Raw genomic sequence first — 17,092 nt, 5'->3', positions numbered from 1 at the left:
TGCTCGACGTAGTCGAGCAGCGCCGGACTCGCCGGCCCCTCGCTCTCGAGCCAGGCAAGCTCGTCGGCGATCGAATGGGGCCGGTCGAAGACGCGATGCGAGCGGCGGCCGAACTCGTCGGGCCGGCGCTCGCGCGCGATTGGGAAGCGGCGCACTACCACCCCGTTCACGCGATCGACGCCCGCCGGCAGCTCGTTCCTCCAGGTGACGTAGTCGCGCGCGCACGTCGTCAGGACCTCGACGTCGGCGTGCCGCGACAGCCGTTCGGCGATATAGCGCGCGTGCAGTTCGGCGCCGCCATTGATGTCCGCGCCGTAGCGCTGGACGACTACGGCGAGCTTCATTCCGACGGCGGTTCTTTGTCGGTCGGCGGTGCGTGTTCCGACGTGTGGCTGCGGTCGGGCGCCTCCGCCCGATGCTCGCTCTCCGGTGTCCGATGCTCGACGGGCGCGGCACTCGCGGCGTCAGGCTCGGCCGACACGCCTGTCTCGTCGGAGCCTCCGCCCGATTCACCCTCGCCGGGGCCGGAGGCCTCGCCCAACGGCGGCCGTCCTTCGCCGCCGCGGCGGCGTCCGCGGCGCCGGCGGCGCCTGGCGCGCCGCTCGTTCCCGTCGTTGTCGAGGGCGTTGGCCGGGGGTTGATCGCCGGCGGTCGGCGTTGCCTGGACCTGTTGCGGCGGCTGTGGCGATTGCGGCGGCGGCTGCGGCTGCGGCGGCTGCGGCGGACGCTGGCCCTGCGGCCGCTGATCGCGATCGCGGCGGTCGGCATTCGGCCGCGACCCGCTGCCAGCTCCGCGCGATCCGCGATCCTGCCCGGTTGGCGGCTGCAGCGGCGCGACGGAGCCCGGCCGATACTGCACGACGCCTTCGAGCGCGCGGGCGCGGCGCTCGTCGAAGTCGAGGCGGCTCGCCATCGATTCGAGCCGCATCTTCAGGCTCTTGACCTCGAGCGTGCTGCGCGTCACTTCGACCACGAGGTTGTGGATCACCTCGTAGTGGAGGGCGTCGAGGTGCTGCCGCTTCGCCCACCGCTCGGCGTTGTCGCGATTGAGATCCGCCTGGATGTGCAGCGCCTGGATCAGCGGGTTGGGGTTGAAGAGCAGCTTCAGGATGGGGCGCAGTAGCGAACGGATCCAGCGGATCGGCCCGCGATGCGTCTCGTAGAGCGTCTCTTCGCCGAAGGCGTAGTTGGGCGCCGCCGCCCCGGGCTGGCTGACCCGGCGGTACTCCTCGAGCAGCCCCGAGCGCACCCCCTTCGGGTCGATGAACTTCTCGAGCTTGACGTTGGCCAGCTCGCGGATCTCTTCCTCGGTGTAATCGACACCGCGTTTCTCCCGGATCCGCGTCCGGATCTGACCCATGATGTGCTCGACGTCGACGTTATCCGACCGGACCGAAAAATCAGACATGACCTGTCTCTTTGAGGGCCTGCCGCCGATCGCCGCCCCGCGCTCGCCGCCTGCGCCGGGTCAGGAACTCGGGGGCCTGTGTGATGCATGTGCCCAGGATGCCGAGCGAACGGACGAGCGCCCTGGCGCCGGTCAGCTTGATCTGCGCCGCCTCGCCGCCGACCTGCGGGTAGCCGTTGGCATCCGGGCTGACCGTCTCCCAGTTGCGGAACAGCCGGCCCCACGGGCTGGCGAGCACGTCGCGCATCATCCGTTTCGCGTTGAAGGGGTACCAGAAACTGTCGTGGTAGAGCACGCTCGCGACATAGGCCCACGGCGCGAGCACCGTTTTCAGGGTCCACTCGATCGGCTTCTTCATCGGACCCCAGTAGATCTTGTGCTGCATCCGCGAGGCGAACGTCATCTTCTTGAACGGCCCCACGAAGTGCCAGTTCTCGGCGCCGGCCGCGCTGTCGCCGACGATCTCGATGTCACGCGGATCGCCGCAGCCCAGCCCCATCTCGTGCGCCATGCGGATGAATTTGATGTTCATCGGGTCGAGGCCCATCAGCTTCGCCGCGACGGCGTCGATCGCCACCTGGTCCTCGCTGGCGAGGATCACGTTCTTGACGTGCGGGAGCATGCAGCGCGGTCCGGGGCCGTCGCCGGCGAACGTACCGTCCATCACCGCGAACAGGCCGCGGTGGATCTGCTTCTGGATCATCAGCAGGTCGACGAGCGTCTCGTGGATGACCGGATGCGTCCAATGGCGGTGCTCGTTGAGCAGGCCGCCGAACGCATTCTTCATCGCGCCGGTCGTGGTCGTGAAGATGTGCGTCTTCACCGTCGGCAGGTGGATGATGTTCTCGCCGATGAAGCGCTTCGGGATCATGAAGCCCTTCGGGTAGACGTCGTTGAGCACGGTGAACCGCTTCGCGAGATCCCCGATCGCCTCACGCACGTCGATCCACTCCTCGGTCTCGTAGATGTGGATGTTGCGCAGCCCGTACTTCTCGACGACGTTGACCTGCTTGTTCTCGCGCTCGCCGAGGTGCGCGTCGATCACCACGGTCCGATTGTGACAGGCGTGAATCAGCTCCGGCGCGTAGCCGTCCTGCTGCATCGCCCGGATCACCCCTTCCAGCTGCCACGGCGTCGTCGAGCTGCCCGGGAAGAAGAAGTGCCAGGAGATGTTGATCTTGAGCCCGGTGTCGACCTGTTTGGCGATCACGTCCTGATAACCGGCGAGGTTCATCAGCTCGTGATAGTCGCGCAGCACCGTGGCGGGCGACGTCTTGAGGACGGCGACTCTGGATTTAGCCATTGAAGTAGCTCGTCCCGTAGATGATCGCCGCGACCGAGACGGCCCAGAGTGCGACGCAGGCGAGCAGCGGCCGATCGTTCTGCAGCAGGTCGGACGGGCTGCCGCCCCCCTCCTTCTGGTGGACGAGGTAGAGATACCGGAAGATGCCGTAGAGGGGGAATACCAGCGTCAGGCCGAGAGAGTCGGTGTGGAACTTCTGGACCGTTTCCGGGCTGACCGTATAGACCACGTAGGACACCAGCGTCGAGGCGGTCACCACGCCGATCATCTGGTCGAGCAGGTACGGACTGTATTCCTGCAGGATCGGCCGGTGTCCGCCGGCGCCGTCGGCGAGCAGCACCAGTTCGTGGCGCCGCTTGCTCAGCGCCAGGAACAGCGCCAGCAACATGATCAGGATGAGCAGCCAGTGGCTGATCGGCACGTCGATCGCGACGGCGCCGCCGGCCGCGCGCAGCACGAAACCGGTCGCCAGCGCGATCACGTCCAGGATCACCATGTGCTTGAGCGCCCCGGTGTAGAGAAACTGCAGCAGCACATAGGTCAGCGCGACGCCCGCAAACAGCGGCCGCAGCGCATAGGCGGCGGCCAGCGCTCCGAGCGCGAGGACGACCGCGGTCGCCGCTGCCATGGCCGGCGCCACCGCTCCCGAGGCGATCGGCCGGAAGCGCTTGACCGGGTGCAGCCGGTCGTTCTCGCGATCGGCGATGTCGTTGACGAGATAGACGACCCCCGACAACGCGCAGAATACGACGAACGCGCCGATCGCGTGGGCGATCGCGGTGGCGTCGAGGAAGGCCGGCGCGGCCCCGCGCTGCCCGAACAGCAGGGCGCCGAAGACGAAGAGGTTCTTCGTCCACTGCGCCGGGCGCAGCGACATGAAAAGGCTGAGCGCCGTCGACCGATCCGTCGCAGCCTGTTCGGTGATGGGTAAAGTGCTGTGCGCCATGCGCGAGTCGACCGCGTGGCGGAGCCTCGATCCGGCTTATTTGAAGCTGGCGAGCGCGTCCTTTTCCGTGTCGTACGTCTCGAAGACGGTGAGTAGCTTGGTGATCGCCAGCAGATCCGTGATCCGCTTGGTGAGGTTCAGCAGCTTGAGCTTGCCTCCCTGCCGGCTCACGGTCGTGTAGGTGCGGACAATCTCTCCCAAGCCCGCCGAATCGATGTAGGGAACCGCCTCGAGATTGAGGACCAGGTGCTTGCGCTCCTGCTGAATCAACGAATTGATCTTGTCCTTGAGGAGTTCGTCGCCCTCGCCGAGCGTCATCTTGCCCTTCAGGTCGAGAATCGTCACTCCGTCGACGACTCGTTCGTCGATCTGCATTGTTGTCGAGCCTCCGTCCCTACGCCCAGCCGCCCAAAAAAGACGCGGCAGCGTACTACGTGCAATCCAATAGTGTCAAACGGGTCAAAGATTTACGCCTCGATGCCCGTCCCGTGACCCGATCGTCCCGAGACCCGCTCCCGCAGACTTTCGATGACGACATACAGCACCGGGATGAACACGATGTTCAGGAAGGTCGACAGAATCATCCCTCCCGCCACCGCCGTGCCGACCGAATGGCGCCCTTCCTGCCCGGCCCCGCTCGCGAACACGAGCGGCAGCACCCCCAGGATGAACGCCAGCGACGTCATCAGGATGGGCCGGAGCCTGATCCGGCCGGCCTCGATCGCCGCCTCGACAACCGACAGACCCCGCCCGCGGAGCTGTTCGGCAAACTCGACGATGAGGATCGCGTTCTTGGCTGCGAGCCCGATGAGCATGACGAGCCCGACCTGGCAGTAGACGTCGTTCGACAGTCCGCGCAGCCACTGCGCGCCCAGCGCCCCGAGCACCGCGAGCGGCACGCCGAGCAGCACGATGAAGGGCAGCACCAGGCTCTCGTACTGCGCCGCCAAGGTCAGATAGACGAGGAGTAGTGCCAGACCGAAGATGACCACCGCCTGCCGGCCCGCTTTCGTTTCCTCGAGCGAGATCCCCGACCACGCGTAGGTCATGCCCTGCGGCAGCGCCTGGGTCGCGATCCGCTCCATCTCCTTGAGCGCGTCGCCCGAGCTGACCCCAGGAGCCGGGGAGCCGTTCAGCGTCGCCGAGCGGAACAGGTTGAAGTGGCCGATCACCTGCGGCGCCGTCACTTCCTTCACCGACACGATGCTCTCGAGCGGCACCATCCCGCCGCTGCGCGACCGCACGTAGATCTGCTTCAGGTCGCGTGGCGACGACCGGAACTGCGCGTCCGCCTGCACGTAGACGCGATAGGCGCGGTTGTTGAACTGGAAGTCGTTGACGTATGTCGATCCGAGGAAGGTCTGCAGCGCGGTCGTCACCTCGCTGAGCGGCAGGCCGGAAGCAAGCGCGCGCTGCCGATCGACCGACACGACGAGCTGCGGGTCGTTGGCCGTGAACGGCGTGAACACCTGACGCAGTCGCGGCGATTGCGCCGCCGCCCCCATCACCGCGTAGGCGCCGTTCGCCAGGGTGTTGATGTCGGTGCCGGTCTGGTCGAGCACCTGGAACTCGAAGCCGCCGAACCGGCTCAGCCCGGGAATCGCCGGCGGCGAGAAGGCGACGATCACCGCGCCGGGGATGGCGCCCAGCCGCGGCATCAGCCGGCCGATCACCGCCTGCGACGAGTGCGACGCCCCGGGCCGATCCTCGAAGGGCTTGAGACGGACGAACACGATGCCCTGATTCGGCGCCGCGCCGCTGAAGCTGAAGCCCATCACCGAAAACACCGCCAGCACGTCGGGATCCTTGAGGAACAGCTGTTCCGCCTGCTGCGCGATGCCGGCCGTGTACTGCAGCGACGCACCCGCCGGCGCTTGCAGCTGGGTGATGAAGTAGCCCTGGTCCTCGTCGGGGACGAACGACTGGGGCACCTTGCCGTACGTCCAGTAGGTCAGTCCCAGGAACGCAAAGAACAGCACGACCAGCACCGCGCGCGCTTTCATCGCCACGGTGATGAACCGGACGTAGCCGCTGGTGCCGGCGGCGATGGCGCGCTCGAACGGCGCGAAGAAGCGGTTCTTGCCGTGATGAGCGCGGTCGAGCAGCAGCGCCGAGAGCGCCGGGGTCAGCGTGATCGCGTTGAACGCCGACAACGCCACCGCAAAGGCAATCGTCATGGCGAACTGCGCGTAGATGCGGCCGGTGGTGCCGGGGAAGAACGCGATCGGCACGAACACGGCGATCAGCACCAGCGCCGTCGCGATCACCGCGCCGAGCACCTCGCCCATCGCGTCGACGGCCGCCTGCTTGGCCGGCACCTTGTATTCCTGGATGTGGCGCTCGATGTTCTCGATCACCACGATGGCGTCGTCGACGACGATGCCGGTGGCGAGGATCACGCCGAACAGGGTCAGCGTATTGACGGAGTAGTCGAGCAGCTTGATCAGGCCGAACGCGCCGACCAGCGCCACCGGGATCGTGATCACCGGAATCAGCGTGCTGCGCCACGATTGCAGGAAGAAGAAGATGACCAGCACGACCAGCGCGATCGCCTCGACGAGCGTCTTCAGCACCTCGCGGATCGAGTCGTGCACGACCTCCGTCGTGTCGAGCGCGATCTGGACCTTCATGCCTGGCGGAAAGCCCTTCGAGAGCCGCAGCAGTTCGTCGCGGACGCCCTGCGCCACGTCGAGGGCGTTGGCCGACGGCAGCTGGATTACGCCGAAGCCGACGGCGTCCACGCCCTGGAACCGGAGCTGGCTCGCGTAGGTCTCGGCGCCGAGCTCGGCGTGTCCGACGTCCTTCAGCCGCACCAGCGACCCGTCGTCACCGGCCTTGACGATCAGGTTGTCGAAGTCGGCCGCCTCGGTCAGGCGCCCCTCGACCCGGACGGAGAGTTGGTACAGCTGCCCTTTCGGCGCCGGCTCCTGGCCGAGCGCGCCGGCCGCGACCTGGACGTTCTGCTGCTGCAGCGCGTTGGTGACGTCGGCGGCCGTGATCTGCCGCGCCGCCAGCCGCTGCGGATCCAGCCAGAGGCGCATCGAATACTTGCGCTCGCCGAAGATCGTGACGTCGCTGACGCCGGGCACCCGCTTGAGCGCGTCCTTGACGTAGACGTCGATGTAGTTGCTGAGAAAGAGCGAGTCGTATTCGCCGCGCTCGGCATAGACCCCCGCCGCCATCACGAACCCCGTCGTCTGCTTGGCGACAGTGACCCCGAGCTGACGCACCTCGGTCGGGAGCCGGCCCAGCGCCGTCGACACGCGGTTCTGCACGTCGACCTGCGCCAGATCCTGGTCGCGGGTGACGTCAAAGGTGACCGTGATCGTCGAGACGCCGCTGCTCGAGCTCGACGACGACATGTAGAGCATGCCTTCGGCGCCGTTGATCGCCTGCTCGAGCGGCGTCGTCACCGCGGTCTCGACCTCCTGCGCGTTGGCGCCGGTGTAGACGGCGGTCACTGAGACGTTGGGAGGCGCCAGCGGCGGGAACTGCGCGACCGGCATCGTCGGGATGGCGATCACGCCCCCGAGGATGATGACGAGCGAACAGACCGAGGCGAGGATCGGCCGGCGGATGAAGGTGTTTACGAACATGCGGCGGTAGAAGGTGCCAAGGGGCCAACGGTGCGGGAAAAGGTGCCAAGGGTGCAAACGGTGCCAACGGTGCTAAAGGTGCTGGCGCGGGAAAAGGTGCCAGCGGTGCAAACGGGGCCAAGGGTGCTAAAGGTGCTGGTGCTGGAGGTGCCAAGGGTGCCAAAGGTGCTTGAGCTGCGAAGCACGTTTCGCACGATTGGCAGCTCTGACACCGGGCGCGCTTTCGCCGCGAGCACCCTTGGCACCCCTAGCACCAGCACCCTTAGCACCCCTAGCACCAACACCCTTCGCACCTCTAGCACCTGCACCTTTAGCACCGTTGGCACCTTTTGCACCCTTGGCACCTTCACCGCCCCTACTCCCCTCTGACCGGCGCGCCGTCGGCGATTTTCTGGATTCCCGCGACGATCAACCTGTCGCCGGCCTTCAGGCCGTCCTTGACGACGTAGTCGTTCCCCTGGACTTCGCCGACCTTCACGGGATGCTGGCGCGCGACGAACCCCTGCCCGCTCTGCTCGGCGAGATACACGAAGTACTGGCCGTTGATGCGAAGCGCGGCCGTGATCGGGACGCTGAGGCCCTGCACCGTGCGCCAGATGACCCGCGTCCGCACGAACTGCTGGACGCGGACCGACGGGGGCAGCTCCTTCAGCAGGCTCTTCGCCAGCACGGTCTGGGTCGACGGGTCGACGCGCGGCGCGATGAAGGTGATCGTGTTGGTGGCGATCACTTTGCCATCGCCGTCGAGGATCTGCACCGGCAGGCCGAGCCGCGCGTCCGGCGCGCGATCGACCGGCACCTGAATGTAGGCCTCGAGCCCGCTGCGATCGTCGATCGTCGTAATCGCCGTGGACGTGGTGACCCGGTCACCTTCGCGGACCATGAGGTCGCCGACGACGCCGGGCGCCGGCGCGGTGACGTGGTAGTACTGCAGCTGCACGCTGCCTTCACGGACCTGCGCGTCGAGCGCCCCAAGGTTCGCCTGCGCGGTCTCGAGACTGTGCTTCGCGGTGTCGAACTCGTTCTGGCTGATCGCGCCGGCGGTCAGCAGCGTCTGCAGCCGCTCGACCTGGCTCTTCCAGTAAGTCACATCCGCCTCGCGCGCCGTGCGCTGCGACTCGGTATTGCGGACCGTGGCCGCCTGCCGTTCGGGATCGATCTGCAGGAGCGGCGTGCCGAGGGCGACGACGTCCCCCGATTTGACGAAGATCTTCGTGACGCGTCCCTCCACCTGTGGCTGCACGGTCGTCGAGTGCAACGACCGCACGGTGGAGATGAAGTCGGAGAATTCCTGGAGCGGACGCGGCGCCATCGTCACGATCGAGACGCCCGTCGGTCCGCCTCGGCCACCCCCCGCGGCCGCGCCGGCGGGCGCCGGCTCCGAGCGGCAGGCGGTGAACAGCAGAGTTGAAATGAGCAGAAAACAATGGGTGCGCATGAATGGGCTGGTCTGACGCTTCTTAGACGCCGGCGGCGCGGCGTCCGTCTCGAAACGACGAAGGCCACGCTTCCGCGTGGCCTTTGATCTTATGCCGAGGCGGGGGCGAGCCTACATCCCGCCGGCATCGGCGAACTTCCGCGACTGGAAGCACTCGCGGCAGAACACGGGGCGTCCCTGCGTCGGGCGGAACGGCACCGTGGTTTCCTTACCGCACGCCGAGCAGTTGGTTGTCGTTTCCACACGCTCGCGGCCCATGCCGCCGCCGCTCGACGGGCGCGTGGCGCGCTTGGTCTTGCAGCCTTTGCAGCGCTTGGGTTCGTTCTTGAAGTTTTTGTCGGCGAAGAAGAGCTGCTCGCCGGCGGTCCAGATGAAGGGGGTCCCACAGTCCACGCACGTCAGGGTCTTGTCCTGGAACTCCATCACTACCTCTCTCACTCGCCCCTGTATCCCGCCACCCTGACGGGACGGCCGGAGCCCTGCAACGGCGGCGGGGTTCCGGCCATCGAACTACAGCGTTCTCAATCCGACTCGCGGCGCTGCTTCTTACGCGTCCGCTTGCGCGCAAGAGCCTGCTTGGCACGGCGGCGGTCGCCTGGCTTCAAATAGAAGGAATGCTTCTTGATATCCTTGATGATATCTTCCTGCTGTACCTTCCGTTTGAACCGGCGAAGCGCGCTTTCAATGGACTCGCCATCCTGCACTTTCACTTCAGCCAAGCTCGATTACACCCCCTCGCGGCCGACTTCATCCTTCGTCGCACGGGGCGACCTGCAGCTCTCTATGGGCCTGTTGGATCCGTCGGAATACGCTAGGCTATCACAAGATCATCGTGAATCCCGACCGTAAACGCGCACATGTGTGCGTGGCACGTAAGTTATTGACCGCCATGCATTTGGAGGCGTCGTGCGCATCCTGATTGCCGGCGCCGGCGGCCGCGAGCACGCCCTCGCCTGGCGCCTCGCGCGCGACCCCGGCACGTCCCTCGTCGTCTGCGCTCCCGGCAATCCTGGCGTTGCCTCGATCGCGCGGCGCGCCGCCGTCGATCCGGCTGATCCGGACGCGCTCCTGGCGGTCGCCGAACGCGAATCGATCGATCTCACCGTCGTCGGCCCCGAGCTGCCCCTCGATCGCGGGGTGGTGGATCGGTTCCGCGACGCCGGCCGGCGGATCTTCGGTCCCCCGCGCGCCGCCGCGCAGCTCGAGTGCAGCAAGGCGTTCGCGAAGGGCTTCATGGCGCGCCACGGCATTCCGACGGCGCGCTATCGCGTCGTCGAGTCGGCCGCCGCAGCCCGCGCGCTCGTCGCTTCCGGCGAGTTCGGCTTTCCGGTCGTGCTCAAAGCGGACGGTCTCGCCGCTGGCAAGGGCGTGGTCGTCGCCGCGGACGCGGCGGAGGCCGAGGCGGCGATCCGCGTCGCGATGGACGAACAGGCATTCGGCGCCGCCGGCGCGCGCCTGGTCATCGAAGAGTGCCTGACCGGACCGGAAGTGTCGTTCTTCGCGCTCTGCGACGGCACGCGCGCGGTGCCGATCGCCACCGCTCAGGATCACAAGCGCATCTTCGACGGCGACCTCGGGCCCAACACCGGGGGCATGGGCGCGTTCTCGCCGAGTCCGCTCGTCGATGCGTCCATGGAAGCGCGCGTCCTGGACGAGATCGTCGCGCCGGTGCTCCGCGGGATGCGCGCGGAAGGCAGCGAGTATCGGGGCTTTCTCTACTGCGGGTTGATGATGACCTGCGCCGGTCCCAAGGTGATCGAGTACAACGTGCGTTTCGGCGATCCCGAAGCGCAGGCGGTGATGCCGCTGATCGCCGGCGCGTTGGCGCCGATCGTCGCCGCCGCCGCCGACGGCGACCTGCGGGGGCAGCGCGTGACGCTGCGGCCGCAGGTGTCCGTGGGAGTGGTGCTCGCCGCCGCCGGCTATCCCGGCCCGGTGAAGAGCGGCGCGGAGATCACGGGGCTCGACGCCTTCCCGCCGCGCGCCGATGCGCTCGAAGACGTCTTCGTCTTTCACTCCGGCACCGCCGAACGCGACGGCGCGATCGTGACCGCCGGCGGCCGCGTGCTCACGGTCGTGGCGACCGCTCCCGATTACCGCTCAGCGATCGATCGTGCCTACGGCGCGGTATCGCTGATATCGTTTGATGGGATGCAGTACCGCCGCGATATCGGACGCCAGGCCCTGTAGCCACATTTCTACATTTCCACATCTCCACATTTCCACATTTCCACATGCCTCAAGTGTTGATTCTCATGGGCTCGGATTCCGACGCGCCGGTCATGCAGGCGGCCGTCGACGTGCTGAACGACTTCGGCATCACGAACGAGATGACCGTGGCGAGCGCGCATCGCTCCCCCGCCCGCGTGATGCGGCTGGTCGAGGAGGCCCCGCGGCGCGGCGTCAAGCTGTTCATCGTCGGGGCCGGCGCCGCGGCGCACCTGGGGGGCGTCGTTGCCGCCCACACGACGCTGCCGGTGATCGGCGTGCCCATCGACTCGTCGGCGCTGAAGGGTCTCGACGCCCTGCTGTCGACGGTGCAGATGCCCCCCGGTGTGCCGGTCGCCACCGTCTCGATCGGCAAGCCGGGAGCCACCAACGCCGGCGTGCTGGCCGCGCAGATCCTCGGCGTTGCCGACCAGGCCGTCGCCGACAAGCTCGTCGACTACAAGAAAAAGCTTGCCGACAAGGTCGAAGCGGCCGCGGCGAAGCTGCAGCCGTAGGAACGCTGCGCTCACTCACGAGTCCCGCCGTCTTGCGCGGAGAGTCAGGAGGTGGGAGGCGACATGAAATACGCGATCGTCACCTTCGGCTGCCGTGTCAACCAGGCGGATTCGCTCCGCCTCGAGATGGAGCTGTGTGCGCGCGGCGCCGAGGCGGTGGATCCAGGACGCGCCGACCTCGTCATCGTCAACACCTGCTCGGTGACCGCCACCGCCGACCAGGGGGCGCGTCAGGCGATCCGCCGCGTCGCCCGCGAGAACCCGCAGGCCACCATTGTCGCCACCGGCTGTTATGCGACGCGCTGCGAAGACGACGTCGCGGCGCTCCCCGGCGTGGTGCGGGTCGTCCGCAATGACGACAAGCTGCGGCTGCTCGATTTCGTGCCGGAGGTGAACGTCCCGGAACACGACGGCCCTTGCGGCACGCCGATCGAGCCGGGCATCGCCGGCCGCACGGCGTTCACCATCCGTGCACAAACCGGCTGCGAGGAAGCGTGCGCCTTCTGCATCATCCCGAAGACGAGAGGTGCGGCGCGCAGTCTGCCGATCGAGGCGCTCGTCGAAGAAGCGCGGCGTGCAGCCGCCGCCGGTTTCAAGGAGATCGCGATCGCCGGTGTCCACCTCGGCTCCTATGGGCGCGATCTCTCGCCGCGAACGTCGCTCTTCGATCTGCTCGGCGCCTTCGCCGCGATCGACGCCGACGTCAGCTATCGCATCAGTTCGCTCGAACCGATGGAATGCACGGAGCCGATCGTCGATCTCGTGGCGACGAGCGGCCGCTTCATGCCTCACTTCCACCTGCCGCTGCAGCACGCGAGCGATCGCATCCTTCGGGCGATGCGCCGTCCCTACACCCTCGACCACTACCGTCGCCTGGTCGACGGCATCCAGGCGCGCCTGCCGCAGGTGGCGATCGGCACCGACCTCCTGGTCGGATTCCCGGGCGAGACCGACGACGACTTCGCCGCCATGACGGCGTACGTGGCATCGGCGCCGCTCAGCCACCTCCATGTCTTTCCCTATTCCGAGCGGCCAGGTACCGAAGCGGCGCGGATGGCGGGGAGAGTGCCGCCCGCCGTGATTCGCGACCGCGGCGCCGAGCTGAGGCGCATCGGCGCCGGCCTGGCGGCGCGTTTTCGCGCGTCGCAGGTCGACAGCGAGCGCCCGGGGCTGACGTTGGAAGACGGCACCCTGGTCGTCACGGACAACTACCTGAAGGTCCGCGTGCCACCCGGGTTGCCCCGCAACACCCGGGTGCGGGTCCGCATCGCGGCAGGTAACGCCGTGGGCTCGGCCGTCGTTCAATAGCGTGAAGGAATGCGGAACAGGGCGATCCGGACGGCCATTGCGGCGCTGGCAGCCGCGCTCGTGTCGGGCGCTGGTGCGGCTGCCCAGCCGTCCCAGGGTCCCCCGGTCGTCGCGATCGTCCTGACGGACGGCAAGCTGCTGCCATTTGCGGTGGCGAGCGGCAGCGACTGGCAACTCCTGCCATGGCCGCGCCACGAATTCAGCGAGAACCAGGCGGCGGTGCCGGTGCCGGCGGCCATCCCGAGGGAATGGTTCGCCCCCCTGTCATCGTTGCCGTCGAGCTGGCGGCTGCAGACGATCGGGGGCAAGCCGACCGCAATCCACGTCGCGAATCCGGCGCACTGGCAGGTCGCGACCTTCGACGCCATCGGCTTCGCCACCGATTACGTCGATCCCGACCCCGACCAGCGCTCGTCCGACTTCAACGCCGGCATCGCCGTCGCTGGCGACGTCGACACGCTTCCGGTCGACGAGCTCGACGAATCCTCGCCGCAGTGGGCGCACCTCGTCGCGCGGCACGCCAAGGCGTTTCTCGGCGCCGATCGCGCCGATGCCAAACGCCGCGGCGTGCATCTCAAGGGACGTACGACCGTAACCGTGACCAAGGAGCTGCGTGCCGGCGACGTGTCGCTCTTCAACGTTGCGCTCGACCCCAAGCACAGCTACGAGTACTTCGAGGTGACGGTGACGCGCCCCGTCGGCTCCGGCCCCCAGGGCCCCGCCTGCGCGTCGCCGACCGCGGAGTACTACGGGTTCATCGAGCGCCGCGGCCGGACCGAAACGGTGAAGTGGCTGTCGACGACGACCGGGTGTGATCCGGCGGAGCCGACGCTGGAGATTGTCGGCGCGTTGCGCGCCGCCACCGGTGTGCGGCTCGTCGTCGAGTACAGCGGCGGCGACCGGCAGTCGTTCGCGGTCGTCAATCCGGGGGCGCCGGAGTCGCAGATCCGGCGAGTCGCGCGTGCCGGCGATCCCCCGCGATCAGGGAAGTAGCACGGCGAGCCGCTGTGCGGCGGTCTTTTCGCGCGTCGACTCGGTGATCAGCTGACCGCAGGCGGCGCGGATGTCCCGGCCCCGCGACTTGCGCACCGAGACGGCCATGCCCCGCTCGGCGAGCAGCCGCGCGAAGCGGTTGACGCGCCCGTCGGACGGGCGAGCGTAGGGGATTCCCGCCGCTTCGTTCAGCGGCAGCAGGTTCACCTTGGCCCGGATCCCGTGCAGCAGACGCACCAGGCGACGCGCGTCTTCGTCGGTGTCGTTGACGTCCGCGAGCAGCACGTACTCGAAGGTGATGCGCTCCCGACGTTTCACCGGGAAGCGCCGGCACGCGTCGAGGAGCTCCTTGAGGCCGTACTTCCGGTTGATCGGCACCAGCAGGTCGCGCTGCTCTTCGGTCGTGGCGTGCAGCGAGATCGCCAGGTTTGGCATCAGCGGCTCGGTCGCGAGCCGTTCGAGATTGGGCAGCACGCCGACCGTCGAGAGCGTGACCCGGCGCGGGTTCACCGCCAGACCGTGCTCGTCGGCCAGCATCCGCAGCGCCTTCATCACCTCGTCGTAGTTGTGCAGCGGCTCGCCCATGCCCATCAGCACGAGGTTGAAGCGCGCCTGCAGCATGCCGAGCTCGCGCGCCAGCACGCGCACCTGTCCGACGATCTCCCCTGCCGTGAGATTGCGGACGATGCCCATCCGGCCGGTCAGGCAGAAGCCGCATTTCATCGCGCAGCCGACCTGTGTCGACAGGCAGAAGGTGTTGGCAGGCGTGTCGGGGATGAACACCGACTCGATCAGGTGGCCGTCCTCGAGGCGGAGCAGGAACTTCGTCGTGCCGTCGCTCGAGCGTTCCTGCTGGACGGTCTCGGGAGTGATGATCCGGAAGGCGTCCGCGAGAGCGCTGCGCAGCTCGCGGCCCAGATCCGTCATGCCCGCGAATTCGGTGATGCCGCGCCGGTGGACCCACTGGTAGAGCTGCCGGCCGTGGAAGCGGGGCTGTCCCATCGCGTCGAGCGCCTGCTCGAGCTCGCCCAGCTCCATCCCGGCCAAATCGTGACGGATCAACATGTTGGAACCCCGGACCTTCCATTGTAACGTGGACGTCCAGTCGCGTGGCGGCGACGGCTGCACGCGTTTGCACAAGCGCGGCGCGCGTGATAACATCCTGTCCGTTGGCGTTTCCTGTAATTCCTTTCCCTGCAAATAGTTACGGTCAATAACACGCGATGGTCACACGCGAGGTTCTGGACACCGGTCTTCGTCTCATCACCGAAACGATGCCGCACGTACGCTCGGTCAGTATCGGCGTCTGGCTGACGCGGGGCTCGCGGCACGAGACCGTGGCCGAAAGCGGCATCGCGCATTTCGTGGAACACATGCTGTTCAAGGGCACCGGCACCCGCAGCGCCGAGGACATCGCCCAGGAGATCGACTCGATCGGCGGTCAGCTCGACGCGTTCACCGCCAAGGAATACGCCAGCTACTACATCAAGGTGCTCGACGAGCATCTCGGGAAAGCGATCGACCTGCTGTCCGACATCGTGATGCGGCCGCGCTTCGACGCCGAGGACATCGACAAGGAACAGAAGGTCATCCTCGAAGAGATCAAGATGGTCGAGGACACGCCCGACGATCTGGTCCACGAGCTGTTCACGCAGCACTTCTGGGAGGGGCATGCGCTCGGCCGGCCGATTCTCGGGTCCAAGGAGACGGTCGAGTCGTTCACGACGCCGGTCCTGCGCGACTATTTCGGCGGGACCTACGTGGCGCCGAACCTGATCGTGGCAGCCGCAGGGAACGTCGAGCACGCGCAGGTCCGCGATCTGGTGTCGCGCGCCTTCGCCGCGCTGCCCACCGCGGCGCGGCGGTTCGACGACACGGTGCCGCGGGTCGTGCCGCAGGTGCTGGTGCGGACCAAGGAGCTCGAACAGAGCCACGTCTGCCTGGGCACCAACAGCTATCCGCAGAACCACCCCGATCGCTACGTCGGCTACATCATGAACACGGTGCTCGGCGGCTCGATGAGTTCGCGGCTGTTCCAGAACGTGCGCGAGAAGCGCGGACTGGCCTACGCCGTGTTCAGCGGCCTCAGCGCTTACCGCGACGCCGGCAACCTGACGATCTACGCCGGCTGCGCCAATGAGGCCGTGCCGGAAGTGGTCGACCTGTGCGTCGACGAACTCAAGGGGATGAAGCAGGCGCCGTTGCCGCTGCCGGAGCTGCGGCGTGCGAAGGACCACCTGAAGGGCAGCCTGATGCTCAGCCTCGAGAACACGGCGAGCCGCATGTCGCACCTGGCGCGCCAGGAGATCTACTTCGATCGGCAGTTCGGCCTCGACGAGACGCTCGTCGGGATCGAGCGAGTGACGAAGGAAGACGTGCAGCGAGTGGCGGCGGATCTGTTTCGAAACGGTTCGTTGGCGGCGACTGTGCTGGGCAACGTGAACGGCTTGCAGATTCCGAGTGAACGCCTGGATCTGGACTAGCGAGGCTCCAACAATACTTTTCGGTCGGGCTATTCCACTGTGCCCCGGGTGTCCCTGGTGTTGGACTGACGTTCGATGATCCCGAGATACACACACGCAGAGATGGGCCGGATCTGGAGTGACCAGCGCCGGTACGAGACCTGGCTGTCGGTGGAAGCCGCCGCCGCCGAGGCCATGGCGGCCGCCGGTATCGTTCCGGCCGAGGCCGCGCGCGACATCCGCGAACGCGGCGCGTTCGACATCGCCCGCATCGACGAGATCGAGCAGGTCACCCAGCACGATGTCATCGCCTTCACGACGGCGGTCGCCGAGAAGGTCGGACCTTCCGCGCGCTGGCTCCATTTCGGACTGACCTCGTCGGACGTGATCGATACGGCGCAGGCTCTGCAGATGCGGGAAGCCTGTGACGTCCTGCTGAAAGATCTCGACGGCCTGGCGGACGCGATCCGCGATCGTGCGTTCGAGCACCGGCGGACGCCGATGATCGGCCGTACACACGGCGTACACGCCGAGCCGATGACCCTCGGCCTGAAGCTGGCGCTGTGGTACGCCGAAATCGGCCGCGACATCGAGCGGCTCAAGCGGGCACGATCGGTGATCAGCGTCGGCAAGCTCTCGGGCGCGGTCGGCACCTTCGGGCATCTGCCGCCCCAGATCGAAGAAGACGTCTGTCGAGGTCTCGGGCTGGAGCCGGCGCCGGTCGCGTCTCAGGTGATTCAGCGTGACCGTCACGCGGAGCTGCTGATGGCAATTGCCATCACCGGCGCGTCGCTCGAGAAGTTCGCGCTCGAGATCCGCGGCCTGCAGAAGACGGAGATCGGCGAAGTCGAGGAGCCGTTCGGCAAGGGCCAGAAGGGCTCGTCGGCGATGCCGCACAAGCGCAACCCGGTGGTG

The 17,092-nt window shown here is 67.2% G+C and carries 16 protein-coding genes; 6 read left to right on the top strand and 10 right to left on the bottom strand.

Annotation, left to right across the window (positions count from 1 at the left end):
• From VGI12_03480 to rpsU, 9 genes are all read right to left on the bottom strand, one after another.
• Nucleotides 1-344, bottom strand: a 344-nt coding sequence (locus VGI12_03480; protein HEY2431710.1) for a hypothetical protein, incomplete at its 3' end; no start/stop codon positions are given.
• Entirely contained in the window at nucleotides 341-1,408 is a 1,068-nt protein-coding gene (locus tag VGI12_03475) for a hypothetical protein (GenBank protein ID HEY2431709.1), read from the bottom strand. The genes VGI12_03475 and VGI12_03480, both read right to left, overlap by 4 nt.
• Entirely contained in the window at nucleotides 1,401-2,711 is a 1,311-nt protein-coding gene (locus VGI12_03470; protein HEY2431708.1) for a DUF362 domain-containing protein, read from the bottom strand. Before VGI12_03470 ends, VGI12_03475 begins: the two co-directional genes overlap by 8 nt.
• Nucleotides 2,704-3,657, bottom strand: a complete 954-nt coding sequence (locus tag VGI12_03465) for a decaprenyl-phosphate phosphoribosyltransferase (GenBank protein HEY2431707.1) — start codon at nucleotides 3,655-3,657, stop codon at nucleotides 2,704-2,706. The genes VGI12_03470 and VGI12_03465 overlap by 8 nt, the downstream gene beginning before the upstream one ends.
• Nucleotides 3,658-3,693: 36 nt before the next feature.
• On the bottom strand, nucleotides 3,694-4,032 hold the full coding sequence (locus VGI12_03460; GenBank protein HEY2431706.1) for an STAS domain-containing protein: 339 nt from the start codon (nucleotides 4,030-4,032) through the stop codon (nucleotides 3,694-3,696).
• Nucleotides 4,033-4,124: 92 nt separating this feature from the next.
• Nucleotides 4,125-7,253 (bottom strand): multidrug efflux RND transporter permease subunit, encoded by a 3,129-nt coding sequence (locus tag VGI12_03455; GenBank protein HEY2431705.1) that lies wholly within the window; start codon nucleotides 7,251-7,253, stop codon nucleotides 4,125-4,127.
• A gap of 355 nt (nucleotides 7,254-7,608) precedes the next feature.
• The gene (locus VGI12_03450) at nucleotides 7,609-8,691 is read right to left on the bottom strand and encodes an efflux RND transporter periplasmic adaptor subunit (protein HEY2431704.1); all 1,083 of its coding nucleotides are present in this window, start codon (nucleotides 8,689-8,691) and stop codon (nucleotides 7,609-7,611) included.
• Between the two features lie 111 nt (nucleotides 8,692-8,802).
• Nucleotides 8,803-9,114, bottom strand: coding sequence for a zinc-ribbon domain containing protein (locus VGI12_03445; GenBank protein ID HEY2431703.1), 312 nt, complete (start codon nucleotides 9,112-9,114; stop codon nucleotides 8,803-8,805).
• Between the two features lie 98 nt (nucleotides 9,115-9,212).
• On the bottom strand, nucleotides 9,213-9,401 hold the full coding sequence (gene rpsU, locus VGI12_03440; GenBank protein HEY2431702.1) for a 30S ribosomal protein S21: 189 nt from the start codon (nucleotides 9,399-9,401) through the stop codon (nucleotides 9,213-9,215).
• 196 nt (nucleotides 9,402-9,597) lie between these two features.
• On the opposite strand from rpsU, the gene purD reads away from it, so the two are divergent.
• From purD to VGI12_03420, 4 genes are all read left to right on the top strand, one after another.
• Complete coding sequence (gene purD / locus VGI12_03435) at nucleotides 9,598-10,881, top strand: phosphoribosylamine--glycine ligase (GenBank protein HEY2431701.1); 1,284 nt, start codon at nucleotides 9,598-9,600, stop codon at nucleotides 10,879-10,881.
• Between the two features lie 53 nt (nucleotides 10,882-10,934).
• Nucleotides 10,935-11,414 (top strand): 5-(carboxyamino)imidazole ribonucleotide mutase, encoded by a 480-nt coding sequence (gene purE, locus VGI12_03430; protein ID HEY2431700.1) that lies wholly within the window; start codon nucleotides 10,935-10,937, stop codon nucleotides 11,412-11,414.
• Nucleotides 11,415-11,477: 63 nt separating this feature from the next.
• Nucleotides 11,478-12,722 carry a MiaB/RimO family radical SAM methylthiotransferase gene (locus VGI12_03425; protein HEY2431699.1) on the top strand — a complete coding sequence of 415 codons (1,245 nt, stop codon included), beginning with the start codon at nucleotides 11,478-11,480 and terminating at the stop codon, nucleotides 12,720-12,722.
• Between the two features lie 9 nt (nucleotides 12,723-12,731).
• Nucleotides 12,732-13,715 carry a hypothetical protein gene (locus VGI12_03420; GenBank protein HEY2431698.1) on the top strand — a complete coding sequence of 328 codons (984 nt, stop codon included), beginning with the start codon at nucleotides 12,732-12,734 and terminating at the stop codon, nucleotides 13,713-13,715.
• On the opposite strand, the gene rlmN is transcribed toward VGI12_03420, so the two are convergent.
• Nucleotides 13,704-14,780: a 23S rRNA (adenine(2503)-C(2))-methyltransferase RlmN gene (rlmN, locus tag VGI12_03415; GenBank protein HEY2431697.1), complete on the bottom strand. Its 1,077-nt coding sequence runs from the start codon at nucleotides 14,778-14,780 to the stop codon at nucleotides 13,704-13,706. The two genes, VGI12_03420 and rlmN, sit on opposite strands and share 12 nt — an antisense overlap.
• Nucleotides 14,781-14,989: 209 nt before the next feature.
• Here rlmN and VGI12_03410 point away from each other — a divergent pair, with 209 nt between their 5' ends.
• Together VGI12_03410 and purB are read left to right on the top strand one after the other, a co-directional pair.
• The gene (locus tag VGI12_03410; protein HEY2431696.1) at nucleotides 14,990-16,198 is read left to right on the top strand and encodes a pitrilysin family protein; all 1,209 of its coding nucleotides are present in this window, start codon (nucleotides 14,990-14,992) and stop codon (nucleotides 16,196-16,198) included.
• Nucleotides 16,199-16,273: 75 nt separating this feature from the next.
• Nucleotides 16,274-17,092: adenylosuccinate lyase (purB, locus tag VGI12_03405; GenBank protein HEY2431695.1), on the top strand; the 819-nt coding region annotated here is incomplete at its 3' end.

The sequence above is a fragment of the Vicinamibacterales bacterium genome, from assembly GCA_036496585.1.
In the GTDB taxonomy this organism is placed as follows: domain Bacteria; phylum Acidobacteriota; class Vicinamibacteria; order Vicinamibacterales; family 2-12-FULL-66-21; genus JAICSD01.
The sequence above is the reverse complement of the archived record's forward strand: the minus strand, read 5'-3'. Positions and strand labels throughout refer to the sequence as shown.